Origin of the sequence: Alistipes intestinihominis (assembly GCF_040095975.1) — a bacterium.
Taxonomy (GTDB): Bacteria; Bacteroidota; Bacteroidia; order Bacteroidales; family Rikenellaceae; genus Alistipes; species Alistipes senegalensis.
On the sequence record NZ_JBBMFL010000008.1, the window covers coordinates 26,025 to 50,558 of the forward strand.

General features: G+C 59.7%; 14 protein-coding genes. 5 read left to right on the plus strand and 9 right to left on the minus strand.

Going from position 1 to position 24,534, the window contains the following annotated elements:
* Window positions 1-3 precede the first annotated feature (3 nt).
* The 9 genes from WMO46_RS08145 to WMO46_RS08185 form a co-directional block, all read right to left on the minus strand.
* A complete protein-coding gene (locus WMO46_RS08145) occupies window positions 4-1,569 on the minus strand; it encodes a RagB/SusD family nutrient uptake outer membrane protein (RefSeq protein WP_349094164.1) in 1,566 nt (521 codons plus the stop codon).
* A gap of 12 nt (window positions 1,570-1,581) precedes the next feature.
* Window positions 1,582-5,064, minus strand: a complete 3,483-nt coding sequence (locus WMO46_RS08150) for a SusC/RagA family TonB-linked outer membrane protein (RefSeq protein ID WP_349094165.1) — start codon at window positions 5,062-5,064, stop codon at window positions 1,582-1,584.
* A 15-nt stretch (window positions 5,065-5,079) separates the two neighbouring features.
* A complete protein-coding gene (locus tag WMO46_RS08155; RefSeq protein ID WP_349094166.1) occupies window positions 5,080-6,459 on the minus strand; it encodes a RagB/SusD family nutrient uptake outer membrane protein in 1,380 nt (459 codons plus the stop codon).
* Between the two features lie 12 nt (window positions 6,460-6,471).
* A complete protein-coding gene (locus WMO46_RS08160; protein ID WP_349094167.1) occupies window positions 6,472-9,312 on the minus strand; it encodes a TonB-dependent receptor plug domain-containing protein in 2,841 nt (946 codons plus the stop codon).
* Window positions 9,313-9,339: 27 nt separating this feature from the next.
* Window positions 9,340-10,548, minus strand: coding sequence for a FecR family protein (locus WMO46_RS08165; protein ID WP_349094168.1), 1,209 nt, complete (start codon window positions 10,546-10,548; stop codon window positions 9,340-9,342).
* Window positions 10,549-10,670: 122 nt separating this feature from the next.
* Window positions 10,671-11,249: an RNA polymerase sigma-70 factor gene (locus WMO46_RS08170; protein WP_242493226.1), complete on the minus strand. Its 579-nt coding sequence runs from the start codon at window positions 11,247-11,249 to the stop codon at window positions 10,671-10,673.
* A 189-nt stretch (window positions 11,250-11,438) separates the two neighbouring features.
* Window positions 11,439-12,770 carry an RIP metalloprotease RseP gene (gene rseP / locus WMO46_RS08175; RefSeq protein ID WP_129651939.1) on the minus strand — a complete coding sequence of 444 codons (1,332 nt, stop codon included), beginning with the start codon at window positions 12,768-12,770 and terminating at the stop codon, window positions 11,439-11,441.
* A 13-nt stretch (window positions 12,771-12,783) separates the two neighbouring features.
* Window positions 12,784-13,935 (minus strand): 1-deoxy-D-xylulose-5-phosphate reductoisomerase, encoded by a 1,152-nt coding sequence (locus tag WMO46_RS08180; protein ID WP_129651940.1) that lies wholly within the window; start codon window positions 13,933-13,935, stop codon window positions 12,784-12,786.
* 7 nt (window positions 13,936-13,942) lie between these two features.
* Window positions 13,943-14,812: a murein hydrolase activator EnvC family protein gene (locus WMO46_RS08185; protein WP_349094169.1), complete on the minus strand. Its 870-nt coding sequence runs from the start codon at window positions 14,810-14,812 to the stop codon at window positions 13,943-13,945.
* Window positions 14,813-14,944: 132 nt separating this feature from the next.
* On the opposite strand from WMO46_RS08185, the gene WMO46_RS08190 reads away from it, so the two are divergent.
* The 5 genes from WMO46_RS08190 (at window position 14,945) to WMO46_RS08210 (ending at window position 24,529) form a co-directional block, all read left to right on the plus strand.
* A complete protein-coding gene (locus tag WMO46_RS08190; protein WP_019150667.1) occupies window positions 14,945-15,856 on the plus strand; it encodes a nucleotidyltransferase family protein in 912 nt (303 codons plus the stop codon).
* Between the two features lie 292 nt (window positions 15,857-16,148).
* Window positions 16,149-16,577 carry a DUF5118 domain-containing protein gene (locus WMO46_RS08195; protein WP_349094170.1) on the plus strand — a complete coding sequence of 143 codons (429 nt, stop codon included), beginning with the start codon at window positions 16,149-16,151 and terminating at the stop codon, window positions 16,575-16,577.
* A gap of 41 nt (window positions 16,578-16,618) precedes the next feature.
* A complete protein-coding gene (locus tag WMO46_RS08200; protein WP_349094171.1) occupies window positions 16,619-18,733 on the plus strand; it encodes a zinc-dependent metalloprotease in 2,115 nt (704 codons plus the stop codon).
* 8 nt (window positions 18,734-18,741) lie between these two features.
* A complete protein-coding gene (locus WMO46_RS08205) occupies window positions 18,742-21,171 on the plus strand; it encodes a zinc-dependent metalloprotease (RefSeq protein WP_349094172.1) in 2,430 nt (809 codons plus the stop codon).
* A 34-nt stretch (window positions 21,172-21,205) separates the two neighbouring features.
* On the plus strand, window positions 21,206-24,529 hold the full coding sequence (locus tag WMO46_RS08210; RefSeq protein ID WP_349094173.1) for a SusC/RagA family TonB-linked outer membrane protein: 3,324 nt from the start codon (window positions 21,206-21,208) through the stop codon (window positions 24,527-24,529).
* The last annotated feature ends 5 nt before the right edge of the window (window positions 24,530-24,534 follow it).

Sequence of the window (24,534 nt, forward strand, 5' to 3'; positions counted from 1 at the left end):
CGCTTAATAGGTTCGGCCCGCGTTGTATTCCTTGTCGGGAATGTCGGGTGTGTACTTGTTGTCGTCCATTGTGAAGTAGTAGGCCATGTCCGGCGTCTGGAACAGCGTGGTCAGACGCGGTTCGTTTCGCCGTTTGTAGGCGTAGAAGAGCTGTCCCTCGCCGAGCGTCTCGCGGCGGTATTCGAGCAGGATCTCTTCTTTCAGACCGTCGGTCGTGTCGTATATGCCGCCTTTTCGTGCGTCTTGGAGTTGTCGGAGGATGCTCAGACCTTCGCTCGGGCTGACTGCCGTGATGGCCGCTTCCGCGGCGATCAGATAGGCTTCGCCCAATTTGAGCAGCGTCACGGCCTGCTTCGGATAGAGCGCCACGTCCTCTGCCGTACTCGATTCGCGGATGTATTTGCCGACCATGCCCGAGGGGTAGACCGTCCGTTTCCAAAGGTTGATGCGGATGTCGCTTTCTGCGGAAAAGAAGGCCCCGGGCGTCAGTCCGGAAGTTGCGCTCAGCCATTTGTTCGAATTGAAGCGGGCCATTGCACCGAGTCGTGTTCCGCTCATATTGAGTGCGTCGCGCATGTTTTTGTCCAGATCGTCCGTGAGCACGGCGAAGAGATTTTCCATCGGGCAGCTGCGGTCCACGGGAGTTCCGTAACTATCGACACGGCTGCGCTCGGCTTCGGTGATGAAGTGGACGCCGGCTCCCGCGGCGTTGTCGATGACCTCCTTGGCCGCTTCATAGGCCTCTTTGTCCTTGCCGCGGTAAAGGAACGACCGTGCCTGGAGCAGTTTCACGGCGTAATAGTTCAGCTTGTACTGGCGGTTGGTGGTGAACATCAGCGTATGGTAACTCTTGTCCGAGCTGATGGGATCGTTGTCCTTCATGATCTCGGCGGCATGGGCCAGATCGGCGTCTACCTTGTCCAGAATCTCGTCGGTCGTCGATGAGGGAACGAATTTCAGAGCATCGAGCGTCTCCATGTAGGGGATGCGTTTGGCCGTCCTGCCCTGCTCCGACAGATAGGGAGGCTGGAACAGCCGCACGAGGTCGAGATGCAGGTAAGCCCTCACGGCCAGCGCTTCGCTCGTCAACAGTTCCTTGACACCCGTTTCGAACGCTACGTCGGTGGTTTTGAGCTCCTGAAGCAGCAGGTTGGCGTTGGTGATGGTGTTGTACATCTTCGTCCAGATCGTTTCCAGCGTGGCATCGGTCTTTTCTGTCCGGATGCCTCCGCGCGTGTAGTTGAATGCGGGGAATTGCAGTGCTGCGACCATGGGGCCGTAAGTCGGGTCTGCATAGTAATTGTTTGCCTGATAGGTGACCATGTTGCCTGCGCCCATATACACGGCGCCTCCCATCAGATCGAGGTATCCGCACGTGAGGTCGAATCCGTAGAGCTTGTCGTCGGCCATCTTGATGTAGAGGCCCGCAAGCGCGGAGTAGAAACCGTCTTCGTTCTCGAAAACCTTGTTCGAAGTGATCTCCGAACGGGGATATACGTCGAGCCAGTCTTTGCACGATACGGCGCCGACGGCCAGCAGCAGCAGGGTTGCGATATATCTTATTTTCATGGAAATCTGTTTTTAGAAGTTAGCTTGAAGACTGAGCGTGAACGTCCGTGCGAAGGGATACGAAAGTCCGCGCTCCTGCCGGATCGTCGAGGAGTAGAACAGGTCGTTGGCCGAGAGCGCGATACGGAGCATCGACATGCCCAGCAGCCGCTTGTCGGGGCTGTTGAGGTTGTACATGATGCGTATCGAGTTCATCCGCAGGTAGTTGTTCTTCTGTACGAAACGCGAGCTGGCGTAGGTTTTTCCCGAGACGTTGATGCCGCGGTACTTGGCGCTCTGTCCCGGCTCCGACCAGCGGTCGTAGAGGGCCCGGCGGTCCATGTTGTAGGCCACCCGGTTGACCGAGTTGTTCATCGAGGTGTTCTCGATGCGGTCCACGAGCGTCTGGTTGTACATCTCGCCGCCGAACGAGTATTCGAAACTGGTGTTCAGCGACCAGCGCTTGTAGCTGAGATTCACGCCGAAATAACCTCTCAGGTCGGGCTCCGTGTCGCCCACGACCACCTGATCCGCCGAGTTCCACGTGAAGGTGCGCTTGCCGTCCTTGGTGATGAATATCTCCTGACCCGTGCCGGGGTCGATGCCGGCCGACGGCACGGCGTAGATCGCCGTGAGCGATTTGCCCTCCTCGAACAGGAAGACGTTCTCGATTTTGGTCTTGTCGGTCGTCGTCTGCTGCTCCATGATCTGCTTGTTGTAGTCTTTGAGGGCTTCCGAGAGATTCGTCAGTTTGTTGCGGTTGTGCTGTCCGTTCACGAAGAGGTTCAGCTGCCATTCCTTGGTGCGTACGGGCGTTACCGAGAGATTGAAGTCGAAACCCTTGTTGCTTACGTCGCCCTGATTGGCCGTGTAGGACGAGAATCCCGTCGAGGGCAGAATATCGACCCGGGTGATGTTGTTGTCCGTGGTGTTCGAATAGTAGTTGAACTCCAGGTTGATCCGGTTTTGCAGGAACCCCAGTTCGACGCCGATGTTGCGTTTGAGCGTCGTCTGCCATTTGAGGTCGGGGTTGGCCAGCGACATGAGCTCGGCGCCCGTGATTCCGTCGTACATCGTCAGGTACTTGTACATGTTGAGGATCTGGCTCAGCACGAAGTTCGAGTTGCCGGTGGTGCCGATGTTGGCTTTCAGGGCGAGGTTGTCGAAGATCTTGCGGTTCATGAATTTCTCGTTCATGAGATTCCACCGCACGCCCACGGCCCAGAACGACGACACGCGCTGTTTGCTGGCGAAGTTCGACGATCCGTCCACGCGGTAGCTTCCGTCGAGCATGTAGCGGTTGTCGAACGAGTAGTTGACCGTTGCGAAGGCGCCCGCCGTGCGGACGATACTGCTCGAACCGGTGGGGCGTCCCGAAAGCGGATATTGTGCGCCGTCCGAAGGATAGGTCTGCGAGTTGTTGAGGAATCCCGTCACCGAATAGCTGTCGCTTTCGGCGTTGTCCTCTTTGATCTCGCCGCCGAGTACGGCCTGCACGGTGTGCCGTCCGAAACTTTTCAGGTAGGAGAGGTTGACCATGCCGTAGTATTTCGATGTCGTCGTGTTCTGCTTGTCGTAGGAGCCGCGGCGGTAGAGCTGTTCGACGGAGTTGTTTTCGAGTCCGTCGGTGATCGCCGAACTGAACGGCGAAACGTATTTCTCCGTCATGCTTTCCATCCGGTCGTAAGTGAACGACGCCCGCAGGCGCAGATCCTTGACGATCTCCCAGTTGGCGCCCAGCTGATACGTCAGGCTGAGGTTGTTGCCGCGCGAGAAGTTGTTCAGGTTGTTGACCTCGTAGAGCGGGTTGATCTGGGAACCGAGGACATCGGAGCCGATGCCGGTCCAGGGAAAGTTCTCGTAGAGCGGGATGTTGTTCGCCGAAAGGGTCGGGAAATAGTCTCCGTTGCTGTCCTTGATACGGAAGATCGGGAGCAGCTGGGTGTAGGTCGAGAAGTTGCCGTAGGGCGAATCCTTCGTGTCGGTGAATCCCACTTGCAGGTCGCTGGTCAGTTGCAGCTTCCGGGTGTCGTAGATCAGTTTCGCGCCGCCGCCGTAGGTGTTGCGCTGCGAGCCGATCATCACGCCGTCCGAAAAATTGCCGTTGAGGTTGATCTGGTAACGCAGCGTGTGATCCTTGCCCGGTTTGCCAACGTCGGTTCCGCCTTCGAGGAAGAGCGAATGGTCGTGCTTGAACGAGGTGCGGAGCGGTTGTGCGAGCCAGTAGGTGTCCACGCCGTTGGCGGCCTCCATTTTGAGCATCGTCAGCAGGTTGCGCCGTTCGGGGTCCACGCTGCCGATGGTGGTCGAGCCTCCCGAGAAGACATCCATCTTTTCGTAGTACTGCACCAGCTCTTTCGAGTTCATCAGGTTGTACGACGAGAGGTCGGGGGTCTCGATGCTGGTGTTGAGCGTGTAGGAGATCTGTATGCTGCCTTTCTGGGGCATTTTGGTCGTGATGACGACCACGCCGTTCGCCGCGCGCGATCCGTAGATCGACGAGGCTGCGGCGTCTTTGAGGATGGTGACGTTCTCGACGCGGTTGATGTCGAGGTTGTAGACCTTTTCCACTTCGACCTGGAATCCGTCGAGGATGAAGATCGGCAGCGAGGTGTAGGTTTGGAGCGTGTTTTCCGAGATGTCGGGCATACTGTTCGCGCCGCGGATCTCGATGCGGTCGGGAATGTAGTTGGGGTTCGATCCGAATTCGCCGGTGATGTCCGAGATCACGAACGAGGGGTCGTACACCTGCAACGCCTGCAACATGTTGGTCGGGTTGACCTTCACCAGATCGGCACCCTTCACCTGCGTCGCCGTACCCGTGAAGCTGTTCTTGGCCTTGGGCACATAACCCGTGATTACGAGCGCTTCGGATTCGATAACGTCGGATTTCATCGTGACGTTCAGCGTTCCGTTGCCGACGGGCAGCGTCTGGGTTTTCATGCCGATCATCGAGACGGTGATGTGCGTTTCATCGGCCGGCACGCGGAACGAGAATGTTCCGTCTGCGGCTGTCGAGGTTCCGCGCTGCCGGTCTTTGACCGAGATGACCGATACGCCGACGATCGGCTTGCCCGCTTCGTCCCGGACCACGCCCGATACTGTGCGCACCGGGACGGCTTTGGCCATTACCGAACTTCCTTGTGTCGCTGCGGCTTTGGGGTCCTGCGACAGTACGATGGTATTGTTGATGAATTGGTAGGTGAGGCCCAGCTTGGGAAGGATGCTTTCGAGCACCTTGTTCACGGGCACCTGCCTTGCCGAGACGTTTACTTTGCGCGATACATCGACGCTGTTGTCGCTGTAAAATATTTTGTATCCGGTTTGCTTCTGGATTTCGGTCAGCAGGGTCGAGAGCGGTTTTTCCTGTAACCGGAACGAGACTTTGGCCTCCTGCGCACGGAGCGCTCCGGCGGGGATGCAAGCCAGGAGGGTCAGCAGCAGGCACATCCGCAGCAGCCTGAGAGACCGTGCGTTGCGGGGTGCCGGGACGGTATGTTTCGTGATGTTGTTCATCTGCTTGATCTTAGGTTATTTGACAATGGGGAATGCCTTTTTGCCGATCTCGGTTATCTGCGAGCCGTCGTAGGCTGTTATCGTCTGATTGAGGCGTTTGCAGAAGTGATAGCGCACGCCTTCGCCCAGGAATTCGTACCGGTACTGTTTGTCGATGGCCTCCATCAGCTGATCCTGCGTAGCTGTTTCGGGCAGCTTCAGCGATTCGCTGTTACGTTGGACCATGAAGTCGTTGAACAGTCCGATACCCGCGGGGAGCCGGTCCGATTTGGCGGCAGCTTCCGCGGCCATGAGGTACACCTCGCCGATCTTGATCACCGGGATTGCCGGTGTGGTTTTCCATTTGTCGATCTTGCTCGTCGGGGCGAATTTCGTGCGCATCGTGTTGTCGGCGTCGAACCAGTTGCGGCGACGGTCGTCGGCGTGCAGGTCATTGATGTCGAGCCGTGCCGAGAGGGTCACGCCCCGGCCGTCGGGAACGGGCGCGAAGAGCTCTTCCGAGAGGGCGCAGAATCCCGTTTCGGGCGAGGGCAGCGCGAAGATGAACTCCGTCGAGAATTCGTAGTCGGTTCCCGAAACGGTTCGCACGAAAGCATATCCGCCTTCGCCGATGATCTTCGTCAGCAGTCCGTATGCCTTGCCGAAATCATCTGCCGTGCCGCGGCTCATCAGCGCGCGGGCTTCGGCTGCCAGACAGCCGTAGTAGTTGAGTTTCCAGACGCGGTCGATGGGCGAGGCCCCCAGGAGCGACATTTCGTCGTAGCTCACGCCGGTGACGACGGGGTCGTATTCGGCGAGCTCGGCGGCTGCGGCCTCCAGCTCCGCGATGATCTTGTCGGTCAGCTGTGCCGTGGTCATCCGCACGCCTTCGGGCTGCGTGCCCTCCACCCAGAGGATGTTCGACGCGGCGTTGTCCGCCGCATAGGCGGGGCTGTAAAGCCGCAGGAGTTCGAAATGCAGGAATGCCCGCAGCCCCCGGGCCTCGGCGACCATCATTTCGCGCGATCCGGCGATGAAATCCACGTCTTTCTTTTCGGCGAAGAGTTCGAGAATGTCGTTGCACTGGTAGATGGCGGCGTAGAGCTTGGCATAAGCCTCCCGGGAGACATTCTGTCCCATTTCGCTGCTGAAATCCAGTTTGGTCCATGCTTCGGCTCCTTTGTCGGGGACGAAGCTCTGGGCGAGGAATTCCACGCCTCCCAGCGTGAGGTTCGAACCGTAGAGTTCCTCCGAACGGAGTCCGGTATAGATGCCGTTCATGTAGTCGCGGAAAGAGGCTTCGTTGTCGAAGACCTTGGCGCCGGACTGGCCTCCTCCCTTGGGTTCTGCCTCGAACCATTTGTCGCACGATACGGTGACGAGGAGCAGGAGCGCGGTGTATATGATTTTTTTCATGTGTTCGCGTTTTTAGAAGGTTGCTTGAAGCGAAAGGATGAAGCTCGTTGCATAGGGATAGTAGAGGCTGCGGGGGCTCTTCACCGACGACGAATACCAGAGATCATCGCACGTGAGGCTCACTTTCAGCGCCTGCATGCGCATCGCCGAGGCGATCCGTTTCGGAAATGCGTATCCGATGCGCAGCGACGCGAGCGAAAGGGTGTTGCGCTTCGACACGAACCGCGACGAGGCGTATTCCGAGGCGTTGCCGACGCCCTGGTAGACGGCGTTTTGGTTTGAGGGGCTCCATTTGTCCGCGGCGGCCGTCGGAACGTTGTCCGAGTATCCGGCCAGATCCACCGCCCGCTGGGTGTAGAGGTCGTAGAACTTGCCGCCCAGCGAATAGGAGAAGACCGCCGCGAAATCGAAGTTGCGATAGGCGGCCGTCGCGCCGAACGTACCGCGCAGCTTCGGGGTCATGCTGCCCTGATACTCCATGTCTGCGGCGGTCGGGTCGAACGACACCGATCCGTCGCGCAGGTAGAACTGTTCGCGTCCGGTCTCCGGGTCGATGCCTGCCGAGCGCAGGGCGTAGATGCCGTCGGCGGCATCGCCCTCGGACATGCCGTAATGGTTTCCGTTCTCGAAGTTGGACGCGTTGAACGCTGCGGCCGAATAGTCGGGCAGTTCGGTGATCCGGCTCCGGTTGACGACGCCTTTGGCGAAGAGCGTCAGGTCGAGGCCGTTGCGGTCGCGCAGGACGCCTGCCGCCACCGAGAATTCCACGCCCGAATTGCGGATCGCGCCGCTGTTGGCATAGCGGTAGCCCGATCCGAAGGCGATGTTCTGCTCTTCGAGCGTCAGCAGGTTTTTCGACAGGGAGTTATAGTATTTCACCGCGATGTCCACCGTGCTGATGCGGCCGCTGACGCCGACGTTGACGTTGCGCGTCGTCTTCCATTTCAGAGCCGGGTTGCAGACGTTCATGTTGTAGAAGGTCACGAGGCCCTTGCTGTAATCGAGCCCGGTCCTGTATGTCCCCATGCCGTTGAGGTAGGGGTTGCCGATGTCGTAGGCGTAGAGCGGGTTGGCGAATGCGTAGTCGAACTGGTATCCCGCCGTGCTGCCGTATCCGGCCGTCAGCATCAGCCGGCCGATCAGCTCCGAGTTTTCCAGCAGGGCTTTTTTCAGATCGTAAGCCGCTGTCAGGGAGTAGGAGCCCGCCGTGCGTTTGTCGGGTGCGAGCATCGAGGATTTGTCCACGCGGCCCGCGAGGTCGATGAAAAGCGTCCGGTCCAGGCTCCACGACACTGCACCGTAGCCGCTCAGCACGCGCTCGTAGGTCTTGGTGCCCTCGGGGCGCTCCGCGGCGTATCGTTGTGCGAAAGAGATGTAGTCCATGTGGTCGCTCGACATGCCCACGCCGCGGAATGCGTCGTCGGTCATCGTCGCCGAGTAGACCTCCATGCCGAGCGTGGCGCGCAGGGCGTGGTGCCCGCGTTCGAGACGGTAGTCGGCCCACACCTTTTCCTGATAGCTTTCCAGCCGGTTGCGGAGGATGCGGTAGCTGCCTTTCTGGTCGATTTCGTCGATGCCGTAATCCTTGTAGACGAGCGACTGCGGGGAGGTGAATTCCGAACGCTTGTCGTAGTCGTGCGTAAGGTTGAACTGGCCTGCCACGCTGAAATGTTCGTCGATCTTCCAGCGCAGGGTGAGGTTGTTGTTCACGCGTGCGATCTTGTTTTCGGCGAAACTGTTGAGCGAGGTTTCGTAGAGCGGCGACCATTGCTCGCTGAAAGTCCCTTCGCCCAGTATGTCGTAGGGTACGCCGCGCTCGTCGGCCGATGCGTAGTAGGGATTCATCCGCGCCCATTCGTACATCGACCCGTAGGTCGATTCCGCGGCGTCGGCCATGTCCACGCTCAGTTCGTTCGAGATTTCCAGTTTGCGCGTCGTGTAGCCGATGAAGGCCGATGCGCCGTACATCGTGCGCTTCGAGCCCTTCATCACACCCTTCACGGGGTTCATGTAGAGCACCCCGCGGTAACGCAGGCTGCTGTCGCCGCCGTCAACCGTGACGCGGTGGCGGTGCGAGAACGAGGTCCGGAGGGGCATCTCCAGCCAGTCGGTCGAACCGTTGGCCTTTACGTCCGCCATGCGCTGTTGGTAGAGTGCGTTGTTGCCTTCGTAGGCGCCCATGCGTTTTTCCCAGTCGAGTTTCTGTCCGGCATCCATCAGGTCGAACGCACGCATGCCGGCACGCTGGAACGTGCCGTCGAAATGATAGGTCAGCCGCAGGGGGTGGGTCTCCGGGATCCTCGTCGTGATGACGATCACTCCCTGCCCGGCCCTCACGCCGTACAAGGCCGTCGCCGTGGCGTTTTTGAGCAGCGCGACGCTTTCGATGCGCTGGATGTCGAAATCTTTCAGCCGGTCGAACGATTCGCTGTGGCCGTCAACGATGACCAGCGGCCGGGCATCGGCGGAACTCAATCCCCAGGCGAACGATTTCACGCCCTGGAGGCTCATCGCGGCGGGAACCGCATTGGGATCGGAACCGTATCGTTCGTCGGGGTCGGTGCCGCAGATCGACGGGTCGATCAGTTGCAGGGCTCTCATGAGGTCGGTGGGGTGGAGTCTGCGCAGCTCTTCGCCCGAATAGCGGGCTTCGGCCGTGGCTGCGGACTCCGTGCGGCAGTTGTCGCGGACAAATTCTTCGTGTCCGGGGGTGTTGCCTTGTCCAAACGCCGGGGATGGGCTCATGGATAACATGACCGAAACGACTGTCGGGAATGCCAGCGGCCGCAGCAGGCGCACCGCGGAAGTCCCTCCCGGAAGTTTCCGTTCGTTTGTTTGTAAAGGTTTCGTCATAATTCGAGTGGTTTGAATGGGTGTTTTCTATCTCAGCGTGATCTTCGTTCCGTCGTAGTTTATCTGCATGCCCGTTCCGGTCGATGCGATGATGGTGAGTATTTTGTCGAGGTTCTCGCACCGTGGGAACTGGCCGCTGAACCGAAGTCCGTCGAGCAGGGGCGATACCTCGAATTCGAAGTCGTACCAGCGCGAAAGGCTCTCCATGATCTCGGTGACCGAGGCGTGTTCGAAAATGAAAGTTCCGCTCATCCAGGCTGTCGCCAGCGACGTATCGACCGCTTTCACGGCGATCGCGCCGCCTTTCCGGCGGCTGTATTCGGCCTGCTGTCCGGGTTCGAGCGTCACGGCGTCTCCGCCTGCGAGCGGGCTGATGGCCACCGAACCCTCCACCAGCGTGGTGTATATGGCGCGGTCGCCTTCATAGGTGTTGATGTTGAAGCGCGTTCCCAGCACCCGGATGCTTTGGCTGCCCGATTCGACGATGAAAGGCCGCCGGGCGTCGTGAGCCACCTCGAAATAGGCTTCGCCTTCGAGCCATACGCGGCGTTCGCGGCCCTGGTCCGAGGTGAAGAACCGCAGGCGTGAGGCGGCGTTCAACCATACCCGCGTGCCGTCGGCCAGCGTGAGGCTGTATTCGCTGCCGCGGGGCGTGACCAGCGTGTTGTACTCTTCGGGAAGCTCCTTTTTCGGTTCGTGCCGGGACTTGTAGGCGAGACTGTTCTCTCCGGTTAGCTCCACGTCTACGCCCGTTTCGGTCCGGAGCGCCAGCGAATCCCGCAGCCCGAGGTCGATGCTCGCACCGTCGGCGAAATAGAGCACCGCGTGCTGTCCTTCGGGTTTGATCTGCGCGATCTGCGCCATCACCCGTTTCTGGCGTCCGATGTGCGTATAGTAGATGACGCCGTAGGCGATCAGTACCGCTGCCGCAAGGCTCGCGGCGCTTTGCAGCATCAGCGCGTAGCGTTTCAGGCGCCGCCGGTCCCTGCGCTCTTCCATCCGGCGCTGCACCTGCTCCCAGGCCCGCTCCACGTCGCATTCGGAGCGGATCACCCGGCGGCGTTCCAGTTCTTCGGCGTCGAGTATCTTTCCGACGATGCGGGCTTTTTCCTCGCCTTTCAGCTCCCGGAGACGCAGTTTGAGCTGTTCGCGCTCGTGCGGGGAGGTTTTCGATACGAAAAAACGTCCCAGCAGCACACCTGCCTTGATGAATGATATGATATTCCCGACTAACACTGTTATTATAACACTTCGGAAGCGGGAACGGATGACATGCGATGCGAAAAAAATGTAAAAACTTATTTTTGCATCGGTTAGAGGCGTGTTAAATCGTAACTTCGGAGCCGGATTTCAGCGGATCAGAAGAGCATCCATTGGTTGGAAAGCACGATCCTCAGGACTTTGTAGGCGCGTGATTTGTGCGTGCGCACGGTGTTGATCGAGATGCCGAGCACGTCGGCGATCTCCTGGTTGGAGAGTCCTTCGACGGACATGTTGAGCACCTGACGGCCCATCTCCGGCAGTCCTTCGATCGCCTGCGAGATGATCAGCGACGACTCTTCGCGCATGATGGCGTCGATGAAGAACTCTTCGCTCTTTTTCTCGTTGCGCTCACGTTTGTAGTGCGCCGCCTGCATTTCGGCGTAGCGGTTGCGTATCTGCTCGTGACGCAGATGGTTAAGGCATTTGTTGCGCAAGGTTTTGTAGAGGAATCCCTTGGCCAGGTATTCGTTGTCGAACGTGCATCCCTGTTCGAGCAGGGCTACGAAAGCCTCTTGCACGAGGTCTTCACATACCTCGCGGCTCTGGACGAAGTTGCGGGCGAAAGAGACGAACATGGGATAATAGTTCCGGAAGAATTCGGGGACGTTTCCCCCCCCCTCCGAATTGCGGAATACAAGAGCCTTCGGGCCGTTGTATGTTCCGTCCTTATTCATGGTTTCTTCGTCTCTCGTTAAACTAACCTTCGCTGCGGGCGCAGCTTACTCCTGCGGTCAAATATACTTGCTTTTTGGATAAATTACAAAAAAAATTGCAAAACGCTGCGATTTTCGGGCCTCCCCGATATGCCGGAACGGCCCGGATCAAAAGATCCGGGCCGTTCCGACTGTTCGGCGTCCCTGCCGCTATTTGATGAAGAACCGGTATATGTCGTTTCCGTTGGCGTAGAGCAGCAGGAACAGGATGATGATAAGCCCGATGTACTGCGCGCCTTCCAACACTTTGTCGCTGACCTTGCGGCCCGTCACCATCTCCCAGAAGGTGAAGATAGCGTGTCCGCCGTCGAGCCCCGGGATCGGCAGGATGTTCATCACGGCGAGGATGATCGACAGAAAGGCGGTTTTCAGCCAGAAATCCTGCCAGTCCCACGACGAGGGGAAGATGCTGCCGATGGCGATGAATCCGCCCAGTTCCTCGTACATCTTGGTCTTGGGCTGTACGATCATCTTCAGCTGCTCCCAGTAGGAGGAGATCATGTCGCCGGCCTTGCGGAAACCCGCCGGAATCGACTCCCAGAAGGTGTACGTCTGCGTGCGGAGCGTGTAGGGGTTTTGCACGATCACGCCGATCGTTCCCTCGGCGGAGACGGGAACGGGAAGTTCCAACGTTCCGCCGTCGCGCAGGACAGTCAGCCGCACCGTGTCGCCGGCATGGAGTTGCAGATAGGCTTTGTAGTCGCGGTAGTCCATCTTTTCGTAACGGTCCGCCGTGCGCCGACTCTCCATAGCGACGATCTCGTCGCCTTTCCGCAGCCGGGCGGCAGTCGGCGCCACGACGCTGTCGATCAGGAAAGGCATGCGCTGGACGAGGAGTTTTTCATAGCCCTTGTTCTGACGCATGGCGATCAGTTCGGCGAGCGGGAGTGTCAGTTCCACCTGCTCTCCGTCGCGCTCCACGACCACGCGGCGGTCGCCCTCGGTGATCAGCAGCGAGTTGAGGAACACCATCGGGTTCTCCACCGCCTCGCCGTCGATGCTCACCAGCCGGTCCCCGTCGCGGAATCCGAGGCTGTGGCCCGCTTCGTTGAAGTTGTAGCCCCATTTGGCATCCTCGTTCGAGAAATAGCTGTCGCCCCAGGTGTAGCAGACGCCGATGTAGATGGCCACGGCCAGCACGACGTTCATCACCACGCCGGCGATCATCACCAGAAAACGCTGCCAGGCGGGTTTCGACCGGAACTCCCAGGGCTGCGGGGGTTGTTTCTGATACTCCTTGTCCATCGACTCGTCGATCATGCCGGCGATCTTGCAGTATCCGCCCAGCGGCAGCCAGCCTAAACCGTATTCGGTGTGTCCGCGGCGGAACTTGAAGAGCGAGAATCCCAGGTCGAAGAAGATGTAGAACTTATCGACGCGGATTTTGAAGACCCGCGCCATGATGTAGTGTCCCAGCTCGTGAATGCCTACGAGGATGGTGAAACAGAGGAAGAATTGAATGATCTTGGTTAGAATATCCATTGTCGGAAAGTGGTTACAGTTTCAGAAATTCCGCCGCCAGCGCACGGGCTTCGGCGTTCGCTTCGGCATAGTCGGCCAGAGTGGGCGAGGCGATGAACGACGCGCGTTCCAGCGCATGACGGATGGCGCGCACGATGTCGAGCCACGCGCACTTGCGGGCGAGGAATGCGGCCACCGCCACTTCGTTCGCCCCGTTCATCGTGCAGGCCGCCGTGCCGCCGCGCCGCAGGCAGTCGTAGGCGATGTCCAGCGCCGGATATTTCGCGCGGTCCACCTCGGCGAAGGTCAGCTGCGGATGGTTCAGGAAGTTGAACCGCTCGCCCGGACGGTTCGCCCGGTCGGGGAACATCAGCGCGAAGCTGATCGGCATGCGCATGTCGGGCGTTCCCAACTGGGCCTTGATCGCCCCGTCTTCGAATTCGACCATCGAGTGCACGATCGACTGGGGATGGAGCAGCACCGAGATCCGCTCGGCCGGGGTTCCGAAGAGCCAGTGGGCTTCGATCACCTCGAACCCCTTGTTCACGAGCGTCGAAGAGTCGATCGTGATCTTCGCGCCCATGTCCCATTGGGGATGGCGCAGCGCCTGTTCCACCGTGACGTTCGCCAGCTCTTCGGCCGCGAGGTCGCGGAACGCGCCGCCGCTGCACGTGACGATCAGCCTTCGGACCGGGGCGCGTTCGCCCACGAGGCATTGGAAGATGGCCGAGTGCTCCGAGTCGATCGGGATCACCGGGGCTTTCCGTTCGCGCGCCAGCGGCATCACGCAGGCGCCGCCCACCACCAGCGACTCCTTGTTGGCCAGCGCGAGCTTCTTGCCCGCCTCGATGGCGGCCACCGTGGGCGCCAGCCCCGCATAGCCCACCAAGGCGTTGACCACCACTTCGGTGTCTCCGCCTCCGGCGACCTGCGCCACGGCCTCCTCTCCGGCGTAAACCTTCGTGTCGGTGTCCGCAAGTGCTTCGCTCAGGGCGGCGTAATGGCTCTTGTCGGCGATCACCACCGTGTCGGTGTCGAATTCCCGGGCTTGCTGCGCGAGTTTTTCCCAGTTGCGGTTTGCCGTGAGGATGCGGGCTTCGAAGCGGTCGGGGTTCTCGCGAACGATGTCGAGCGTCTGCACGCCGATCGAACCGGTCGAACCCAGTATGGCAAGTCGTTGTTTCATGCGTTTGTCAGAAGACGATGTATCCCTCCGGGTCCACGGGCTTGCCGTTGTTCCAGAGTTCGAATTCGAAGAGTTTCACCTCGCCGTTCTCGGCTTCGGCGTTGTATCCGATCAGCTCGCCCGAGCGGATGGTCTGTCCCACCGACACGAGCGACTGCGAAAGATTCTTGTAGATCGAAATCAGGTTCCCGGCGTGTTGCAGGACCACCGTGTAGCCCGCCTCCGGGGCCCAGAGGCTCTGCACGACCGTTCCGTTGTCGATGGCCGCGATGCGGTCGCCGGCCGCCGCCGCGATCTTCACGCCGAAATTCCCCTGTTTGATGTCGAAACGCCCGGTGATGATCCCTTCGACGGGCGTCGCCAGTTCGATGGCCTCGCGGATCTTGCGGCGCGACCCCTCGCTGCGCGGGGCGATGGCATACTCCCCGTCGCCCTCCATCTGGGCCCTCAGCAGCGAATCCTCGGGCGAGGGCATCACCAGCACCTTGCTGATGCGCGACGAATCCGACGCGGCCAGCGTCCGCGCCACGGGGGTGCGTCCCTCCATGATGAGGGCGATGTTGCGGTTGTAGGTCATCATGTCGTTCATCATGCGCTCCATCGAGTCGAGTCGGATGATGTTTTGCTGCAGGCTTTCGCGCGAGCGGTCGGCCTCGGTGCGGTATCCGGGCAGGAACTCCAGCACGGGGCTGTAAGCCACCAGCGACAGCGTGAGGATGAACAGCAGCAGGACGAACGCCACCAGCCCGGCGAAGACGCTCGCGGGCGAAAGGTGTATGTGCCACTCCTCGGAATTGTCCGTGGCGTTGAGCATGCTGAAGCGGCGTTTGCGGAACAGCCCGCGCCACCACGCCCGTATTCTCTTCAGAAATTTCATTTTCCGGGAACGTTTTTTCGGGGTTACGTCTGACAAAGGTAGCCAAAATTCCAAAAAACCTTTGGCATCGCCTTGAAAATTTTTACCTTTGCAGATGCTTTGAACCTAAACGTCACAAACACATAAAAAAGTATGGTCAAACCTACACTCTTGGTCCTGGCGGCGGGCATGGGCTCCCGCTACGGATCGCTCAAACAGATGGACGGCGTCGGTCCCAACAACGAAGCCATCATCGACTATTCGGTCTACGACGCCATCCGCGCCGGTTTCGGCAAGGTGGTTTTCGTCATCCGCCACTCTTTTGAAAAGGAGTTCCGCGAAGTCTTTTCGGCCGACCGCTTCGGCGGGCGCATCGCCGTCGATTTCGTCTTTCAGGAGCTGGACTACCTCCCCGAGGGACTGACGGTTCCCGAAGGCCGCGTGAAGCCGTGGGGTACGAACCACGCTGTGATGATGGCCGCCGATGCCGTTCACGAGCCGTTCGCCGTGATCAACGCCGACGACTTCTACGGCGCCGAGGCTTACAAGACCATCGGCGAGTACCTCTCGAAACTCGGCGATTCGAAAAACAGCTATTGCATGGTCGCCTACGACCTGAACCGGACTCTTTCGGAGAACGGTACGGTTTCGCGCGGCGTCTGCGGCGTCGATCCGAAGGGCGACCTCACGTCGATGGTCGAGCGCACGCAGATCGAGCGCATGCCCGACGGCCGGATCGTCTTCCACGACGGTGGCGCAGACGAGGAATTGGCCGAGGATACGCCGGTTTCGATGAACCTCTTCGGGTTCACGCCCGATTTCTTCGCCTATTCGAAGGAGTACTTCGCGCAGTGGTACGCCGAGAATCACGAGAATCTCAAGTCGGAGTTCTACATCCCGACGATGGTCAACAAGCTGATCGGCGACGGCACGGCGACGCTCCGCGTGCTGCGTTCGGCCGCCCAGTGGCACGGCGTCACCTACAAGGAGGACAAACCGGCGCTGATGGCCGCCATCGAGAAGATGATCGCCGACGGGAAATATCCCCGCGATCTCTGGAAGTAGTTTCCGGCGGTTGCGGCGGCATCTGCCGCGGATTTTCAGACAGGGTCGTAGCTTGAAAAAGTTACGGCCCTGTCTTATATATATAGGGTCGGTCGGTCTTTGCCTGCGACGCGAACGACAACCCGTGCGAAAAACTCGTTTCCGGTTTGTTTTCCGATAAATTTTTTATATCTTTGTAGAGGTTTGTTAGGTTCCTCGTGGAGGATGGCTCCTTTCGATAGCGAGAAAGGGCTCTCTTCGGGAATTTTGTCGGTATTTCTTTGGTTAATCTGCTTGTTCTAACCCTGTTTGAATGATGAAGTTTTACGTTCGGACAATTTCGCCCCTTTTTTTGCTTGTGGTCTTGTCGTTATGCGGCTCGCAGCAGGCGTTCGGACTTTGTGGAAAACGCAGCCGCAAGGCGCCCGCCGAACAGCGTGACACCACGAAAAGTTCGGCATACGACAAATTCTTCAAGGAGGAACACCGCATAGCCCGGGGCCTTTTCACGCTGCATGAGATGAAAGGACGGGTCTATTTCGAGATTCCGCTCCGGCTGATGGACCGGAGCATGCTGCTCGGAACGACCATCTCGGCTACCAGCGACAACGGTCACGGAATCGTGGGCTCCAAGCCGAAAGATCCGCTTCATTTCGCATTCACGCGTGCGGGAGACCGGATCGCCATGCGGCTGATTTCGGAGCGGACTGTCTCCCCCCCCTCCCGGATCATGCTGAAATAGGGCGGGCGCTCGCAACGAGCAATATCGGCGCTATTTACCGGTTGTTCAAGATCGAGACCTTTACGCCCGACAGCTCAGCGGTGGTCGTGGACGCCACGAATCTGTTTGTCAGCGATGACGAGCGGCTGTCGCCTTTCGACAAATACAGCCAGCACACGCTTTCGGGACGCCTCAAACGCAAGGAGTCGTTCGAAAAGGAGAAGTCCTACGTGACCGGAATCAAGTCCTTTTCGGATAACGTTTCGGTCAGCAGCAGTCTGAATTACCGGGTGACGATCTCGGAGCGCGGGCTGCGGGATGTGCCGGTTACGATCGCTGCCACACGTTCCATCCTGCTGCTCGACAGTCTTCCCGTCAGCCCCCGGATCACCGACAGCCGCATCGCCGTTTTTCCGACGGGCAAGATGCTCTATTCTCCCACGACCCAGGGGGCCCGTCCGATATGGTATGCCAACCGCTGGCGGCTGGAGCCCTCGGACATCGAAGCCTACCGGCGCGGGGAATTGGTGGACCCGGTCAAGCCGATCGTCTTTTACATCGACCGTAATTTTCCCCGCACGTGGCTTCCGTACGTCATCGAAGGGGTGAATCAGTGGAGCGAACTTTTCGAGCAGATCGGTTTCCGCAATGCCGTCCAGGCGCGGCTTTTTCCCGAGGACGATCCCGAATTCGACCCCGACAACCTCAAATATTCGTGCGTGCGGTATGCCCCGGTGACGATTCAGAATGCTATGGGCCCCTCGTGGACCGATCCGCGCAGCGGCGAGATCGTCAGCGCCTCGGTCTATCTTTATCACGATGTGATCGAGCTGATCAACAACTGGCTTTTCATACAGACCTCGCCGGCCGATCCGCGCGTGCGGCAGAAGCAGATTCCTCAGGAGATCATCGGCGACGCCCTGCGGTATGTGCTTTCGCACGAGATCGGGCATTGCCTGGGCTTCATGCACAACATGGGCGCATCTTCCGTGATCCCCGTGGATTCGCTGCGGAGCCCCTCTTTCACCCGCGAGACGGGAACGACCCCGTCGATCATGGATTACGCCCGTTTCAACTATGTCGCCCAGCCGGGCGATTTCGAGCGCGGCGTGCGGATGACGCCTCCGCGGTTCGGGGTTTACGACCGGTTTCTGGTGAAATGGAACTATACGCCGCTTTTCGCCGGGAGCCCCGAGGCGGAGTATGCGATCACCTCGCAATGGCTGCGCGAGGCGTCGGCCGATCCGGCCCTGCGCTACGGCAAGCAGCAGTTCTCCGAGCCGCTTGACCCCCGATCCCTCTCCGAGGATCTGGGCGACGATCACGTCAAGGCTTCCGAATACGGCATCTCCAATCTGAAATACGTGCTTTCGCACCTCAATGCCTGGACCGAATCCGACGACCGGGATTACAGCTACCGCAAGACCATCTACAACGGAATCGTCAACCAGTATTTCACCTATCTGAACCATGTCTATGCAGACGTGGGCGGAGTGTATCTGTATGAGAAACACGTCGGAGACTCGGTCGAACATTACCGGAGCGTTCCCCGCGAGCGTCAGGTTCGGGCGTTGGAATTCCTGTTGGGACAGCTCGACGACATGGAGTGGCTGGACGACCGGAGTGTGACGGGCAATCTGGGGCTGGTGGCCTCGGCCGCGGACGCCGTGTGCGAGGCTGTGATGAAAGCCGTCGTGGCGTCGCCCTCGAAAGTGGGGCTTTCGGCTGCGCTGGCCGAGAACGACGCCTTCACGCCCGAAGCGTGCATGTCGTTGATTTACGACCGGATCTGGGCTCCGACCCTTCGCCGGAAGGCGTTGAATCTCTCGCAGATCAAGCGGCAGCGTCTTTTCCTGGAGACGCTCGGCAAGGTGGCCGCATTGCGTGAAGAGGGAAATTCCAAGAGCCTTGCGGCCATGCGGCGGATGGAGGTTCCGGAGGCGTTCCGCACGGACCGGTCCCTGCTGCCGAACGCTTCGGCAGGTTGTCCGGGACCTGTGGCGGGGTATGACGATCCCATGCCGCTGTTTTACGAAGAGCGGCCGATGGAGGGACTCGCCTATGACTGCGTGCTGAAGATCCGGCGTTTGCTGGAGGGACAGCGGAACCATCCCGATCCGCAGACCCGGCTGCACTACCGTTCGCTGTTGCATACGATCGAATCCTATCTGAAATGACGGCGGTTATGAGAGAAAGATACGATATGCGATGGATCGTGACGCTGTTGATGCTGTTGTCGGTGCTGTGCGATGCGACGCCCGCGGCGGCCCGCAAGCGGCGCGCGACGGCTCCCGAACCGCGTAAGACGGCTTACGAACGGCTTTTCGCCGGTAAGAATCCCCGAACGGTGCAGGGATTGTTCACCCTGCATCTGCTCGACGGGGATGTCTATTTCGAGGTGCCCGATTCGATGCTCGGACGTGACCTGCTGCTGGGGGTTACGGTGCTGTCGGTCAGCGACGGCGAGGAGTCGTCGGTCGGAATGCAGCCTTCGCGTCCGCGCCATGTCGTTTTCCAGCGAACCGATTCGCTTTTGCAGATTGCCGCACTCGACAGCCGTTCGCGCAGCGACGATCCGGCGATCGGGCGGGCGCTGGCCGCGAGCCGGCAGCCCTCCGTGATCGCGTCGTTTCCCATCGAGGCGGTTACGCCCGACAGCAGCGGCGTCGTGGTGCGTGCGACATTGTTCTTCCGGAACGGCGAGAGTTACCTTTCGCCCAAGGACCCGAAGAGTTACAGTAGCCGCGACGGATTCGTCCTGCGGAGTTACGAATACCGTTCCGAAGCCTCCTGGATACGCGATATAGCGGCCTTTAGCGACAATGTCTCGGTGGTGAGCGAGCTCTCCTACGAAGTCTCGTCCTACGCTTTCGGCGTGATTTCGCGGGGCGATCCCGAGCTCTTCACGGCGGCCGTGCGGACATCGTTCCTGCTGCTGCCCGAACCGATGACGACGGTCCGTGAAGCGGATCTGCGCGTGGGCACCTCCACGTCGCGTTACGTCGAATACAGCGCCGACCGGCAGGGCGCCGAAGTCCGTTATTACGCCTCCCGGTGGCGGGTGGATGCCGGGCGTCCCATCGTCTTCTATCTCGACGAGCGTTTCCCGGCGGCGTGGAAACCCTATATCGAACGGGGCATACTGCTCTGGAACGATGCCTTCGAGCGGATCGGTCTTCCGCGGGCCATCGAGGTGCGGCGTGTTTCGGCGGAGGGACTGCCCGACGTGAACGACATTCGCTATTCGGCCGTACGCTACGTTCCTTCGCCGGCCCGCGATCTGCGGTTCAACGCCTGGACCGATCCGCGGACGGGAGAGATTCTGAGCGCCAACATCTACATCAGCCACAATATCGGGCCGCAGATCCAGACCGAACGGCTTCTTCAGACGGGAGCCGCCGATCCCCGGGCGCGGCGTCTGGAGCTCGACGAGGCGCTTTTCGGCGAGAGCCTGTCGGCGAAGATGGCCCGTTATACGGGTTTTTGCCTGGGGCTGCTGCCCAACATGGGGGCTTCGCAGACGGTGCCGCTCGATTCGCTGCGCAGCGCGCATTATACGGCCGCGAACGGACTTTCGGCCTCGATTCTCGACGAGCTGCCGTTGAACTATGCGGCGCGTCCCGAAGATTTCCGGAACGGCGTGAAACTCTGTCAGACATCGCTGGGGCCGTACGATTACCGCGCCGTCGAGTGGCTTTACGGCGACGGGGCGGTGAGCGACGATCCGTCGTGCCGTTTTCTGCGGGAACAGCCGGAAAAATTCGCGCTCGATCCCCGGGCCCGGGCCTCGGATCTGGGCGACGATCCGCTGCGGGCGGCCGATGCCGGGCTGGCGAATCTTGCCGTTGTTCTGCGCCATGTCTCGGAGTGGATCGACGACGAGGATGTCGATTATGCCTACCGTTCGGCCTTCCCCGAGTCGGTTTCGTTCTATTGCAATGCGTTGTTCGGCTCCGTGATCGCCCGTTTGGGCGGAGTGCGGATCAACGAACGCTATGCCGGAGATGCGGGCCGGAGTTTCGAGCCGCTTCCCGCCGGGACGCAGCGGGAGGCGATGCGGTGGCTGCTGTCGCGGCTCGACGATCTGCAATGGCTCGACAGCCGTTCGCTGATCGTGGGGGAGGGGCTCAATCCCGGAATCGCGGATTTCATCCGTACGGAGACTTTCGACCGGATTCTGGGAAGCCTGGACCGCATTGCGCTCTGCGCTTCGTTGACCGACGGGGAGGCTTACACGCGCGCGGAGGCGCTGGACGACCTCTCGGCCTATCTTTGGGACAATGCGGACCCGGCGGACGAACTCGTCAAGCAGCCGCTGCAACTGCGATTCCTGAATCGGTTGCTGACCCTTGCCGAACAGGCCGCGGGCCGGAAATCGAAGCTGCGTTCGGACTATTTCGCCGAGGCTGTGACGGCGGAGAATTCCGCAGGCTTCGCTCCGCTTGCCGGGGTTTCCTACCTCACGCGGCCCGAGGACGGCCATCTGCTCTACGGCGTGCTGCTCGACTGCCGGGATCGGATTGCGGCCGCCCGGAATCGGAGCGCCTCGCCGCAGATGCGGGGGCACTACGCATTGTTGCTGCGTCGGGTGACGCACTTTCTTGAAAACAAGTGACGATAAGTTTGTACACCTATAACGATTGAGGCCTATGAAGATGATTTTACGTCAAGCCTTGGTTCTGCTGTCGGTTCTGTTGCAGTGCGGTGCTGCGTTCGCACAGCCGCGGTCCGTCACGGGACGGGTTGCGGATGTGAACGGGATGCCCGTGGTCGGGGCGACGGTGGTCGTGAAGGAGGCGCGCAGCAGCGGGGCGATCACGGATTCCGACGGACGCTACCAAATCCGGATTCCCGAAGGCGGCAAGACCCTTCTGTTTTCATTTGTCGGTTATCAGACGCAGGAGCAGGTCGTGGCTCCGGGGCGTACACGTTTGGACGTGGTCCTGCAACCCTCCTCCACGGAAATCGAACAGGTCGTCGTGACGGGATATTCGCAGACCACGGTCAAGAAGGTTACCGGTTCGGTGGGAATCCTGACGGCCGACGAATTGAAACTCAAGCCGCAGACCTCGGTGGATGCCCTGATGCAGGGCGAGCTGGCCGGCGTTTCGGTGACGCCGACGACGGGACGGCCGGGGGCCAGTCAACGGATTCGTATCCGCGGCATCGCCAACCTCTCGGGAAATACGGCGCCGCTGTGGGTGGTCGATGGGGTCCCGATGCAGAACGAGGGTCCGAGTACGAATCTGAGTTCCAACGAACTCAAGGCCGGAGGCTTCGACGATATTTTCATTTACGGTATCGGCGGGGTGAACCCGAACGATATCGAGTCGATCGTCGTGCTGAAGGATGCCGCGGCTGCTGCGATCTACGGTTCCCGGGCGGCGAACGGCGTCATCGTGGTGACTACCAAGCGGGGCAAGGCCGGCAAGATGAAGGTCAATTTCTCGTCGAATGTCACGGTTTCGTTCCGGCCGCAGCGGCAGCCGTCGCTGATGAATACGGCCGAGAAACTGGCCTGGGAGCGGGAGCTTTGGGACGAATTCGCGGCTGAGAAATATGCGCAGTCGCTTCTGGACCCGTCGGTGATCTATCCTACGGTGGGCATCGTGGGGCAGGTGCGTTCGGGACAGCTGGCCTTTTCGCATCTCAAGGGCGACCCGGCGGCGCAGGAAGCCTATCTGAACAGTCTGGCTGCGACCGACACCGACTGGTACGACGTGATTCTTCGCAACGCCGTGTCGGTAAACGGCCATGTTTCGGTGAGCGGCGGCGAGAATGCCTACAACTACTATCTTTCGTTGGGTTACACCAATGACCAGGGCATGCTCATCGAGGACAGCGCCGACCGCTACACCTTCAAGGCGAATCTGGGATTCAAACCGACGCGGCGCCTGTCGTTCGACGTGGGGGCCGATATTTCGTACCGGCAGGCCGATACGCCGAATCCGAGTGTCGATCCCTTTACCTATGCCTACTTCGCCAATCCCTACGAGAAACCTTACAACGACGACGGAAGCTATGCGAACGACCAGACGTGGCTTTCGCTGCCCAACGACAACCGCGATACCTATGAGGACCTGCCGGAAAAGGGCTTCAACATTCTCCGGGAGATCGAGGGCAACAAGACGAAGACCGATTATGTCTCGACGGAGGTGCGTATGGGGCTCGAATACAAGCTGCTGGAGAATCTGAAATTCGTCGGTCTGGCCTCCTACAATTTCAATAACAACGATACGCAGACCACGCGGGAGGAGGACACCTACGGGGCTTTCAAGGACCGGTTGAGCATCCACCGTACGCATAACGGCAATCTCTACGGCTCCATTCTGGAAAACAAGAGCCGCCGCACGGGGTATCTGCTGCGCGGTCATCTCTCCTATGTCGGGGAGTACGGCGAGGGGCATACGCTGAATGTCGTGGGAGGTGCCGAATTGCGGGGCAACGATTCGCATACGCTCTTCAACAAACGGTTCAACTATGATCCGCGGACCGGGAATACGGCCCTTCCGCCGATCGAGAAACCCTCGGAGAGCACGCTGCGGGAGATCGAGCGTCTGACGGGCGAGTATTTCACCAAGTCCCGCTATGCGTCGTTCTACCTTTCGGCCGACTATTCGTTCCGGGACCGTTATATTCTGAGCGTCACGGGGCGCGCCGACGGCAGCTCCTATTTCGGCACGCATGCGCAGTTCAATCCGAACTGGAGTGTGGGCGGAGCCTGGATTCTGACCGAGGAGCCCTTCATGGCATCGGCCCGCAAGGTGCTCCATTACGCCAAGCTGAAAGCCTCTTACGGCTTTACGGGAAATATCGTGACGAGCGCCTCGCCGCAGCTGATGATGAACTATTCGTTGCAGACCTACCGCGAATATATGAACCAGAACCATTTGGTCGGAACGATCTCTTCGGCGCCCAATCCGAATCTGGGGTGGGAGAAGGTCAACGACGTGAAGGTGGGTCTGGACCTGGGATTCCTGGACGGCCGGCTTTCGCTCGAAACGGAGTATTACAGCCGTCTGACCAAAGGCGCCGTGGACGACAAGCCGCTTTACGTGACCACGGGATTCACCCATCAGGCGGCCAATTTCGCCCGCCTGCGCAACCGGGGTATCGAGTTCACGCTCCGGGGCGGGATCGTTCAGACCCGGGACTGGATGCTGGATGCTTCGGTCAATTTCGCTTTCAACTCGAACAAGGTGCTCGAATATGCGAGTTCGGTATCGTTCCAGCATATGAAGCTCAACTACTACGAGGGCTATCCGGCCCGGGCGCTCATCGGCGGCAAGGTGGTCGGGATCGACCCCCTGACGGGTCTTTACGAATTCAAACTGCGCCCCGATGCGGTCATTTCGAGCGATGCGGACTACACCGACGAAGCCAACTACCTCTACTATCTGGGGAACCGGGAGGCGCCGTTCAACGGCGGTTTCAGCCTTTCGGCCGGATACCGGAATCTGCGTCTGTCGGTCAACGGCGTCTTTTCGTTCGGGTCTTACGCCTATGACCGCAACGAGTCGCCGGCGACTTACAGCCAGATCGCTGCGGGAAGCGTCTCCACGATGGACCGGGCGCAGACGGAGTACAGCGACCTGTATTCGAACCACCTGAATGTCTGGAAAGACCGCACCGACCGTTGGACGGAGACGAACCCTACGGGGACGAAGTACCCGCGGATCTACGACTCGTTCGACGCGAAGTACCATTTCGACCAGTCGAATCCGACCTCCAATGCCGTGGTCGATGGAATCTATATCTACAAGATTTCTTACGTGCGGATCAAGAACATCACGCTCTCCTACTCATTGCCGCGCAAGGTGGTCAACCGGGGCGGATTCGATGCCGTGAGCTTCAACGTAAGTCTGGCCAACTTCTTTACATTCACCGATTACAAGGGCATGGACCCGGAGGTTCCGGGCGCGATCTATCCCACGACGCGCTCCGTGACGTTCGGCGTGACGCTCGGATTCTAAAAACA

Bases quoted from the DNA above. Each gene is read 5' to 3' on its own strand.
- WMO46_RS08205 (WP_349094172.1), top strand. From the start codon at position 18,742: ATGAGAGAAAGATACGATATGCGATGGATCGTGACGCTGTTGATGCTG.
- WMO46_RS08180 (WP_129651940.1), bottom strand. From the start codon at position 13,935: ATGAAACAACGACTTGCCATACTGGGTTCGACCGGTTCGATCGGCGTG.
- WMO46_RS08150 (WP_349094165.1), bottom strand. From the start codon at position 5,064: ATGAACAACATCACGAAACATACCGTCCCGGCACCCCGCAACGCACGG.
- WMO46_RS08185 (WP_349094169.1), bottom strand. From the start codon at position 14,812: ATGAAATTTCTGAAGAGAATACGGGCGTGGTGGCGCGGGCTGTTCCGC.
- WMO46_RS08170 (WP_242493226.1), bottom strand. From the start codon at position 11,249: ATGAATAAGGACGGAACATACAACGGCCCGAAGGCTCTTGTATTCCGC.
- WMO46_RS08190 (WP_019150667.1), top strand. From the start codon at position 14,945: ATGGTCAAACCTACACTCTTGGTCCTGGCGGCGGGCATGGGCTCCCGC.
- WMO46_RS08195 (WP_349094170.1), top strand. From the start codon at position 16,149: ATGATGAAGTTTTACGTTCGGACAATTTCGCCCCTTTTTTTGCTTGTG.
- WMO46_RS08155 (WP_349094166.1), bottom strand. From the start codon at position 6,459: ATGAAAAAAATCATATACACCGCGCTCCTGCTCCTCGTCACCGTATCG.
- rseP (WP_129651939.1), bottom strand. From the start codon at position 12,770: ATGGATATTCTAACCAAGATCATTCAATTCTTCCTCTGTTTCACCATC.
- WMO46_RS08210 (WP_349094173.1), top strand. From the start codon at position 21,206: ATGAAGATGATTTTACGTCAAGCCTTGGTTCTGCTGTCGGTTCTGTTG.
- WMO46_RS08160 (WP_349094167.1), bottom strand. From the start codon at position 9,312: ATGACGAAACCTTTACAAACAAACGAACGGAAACTTCCGGGAGGGACT.
- WMO46_RS08145 (WP_349094164.1), bottom strand. From the start codon at position 1,569: ATGAAAATAAGATATATCGCAACCCTGCTGCTGCTGGCCGTCGGCGCC.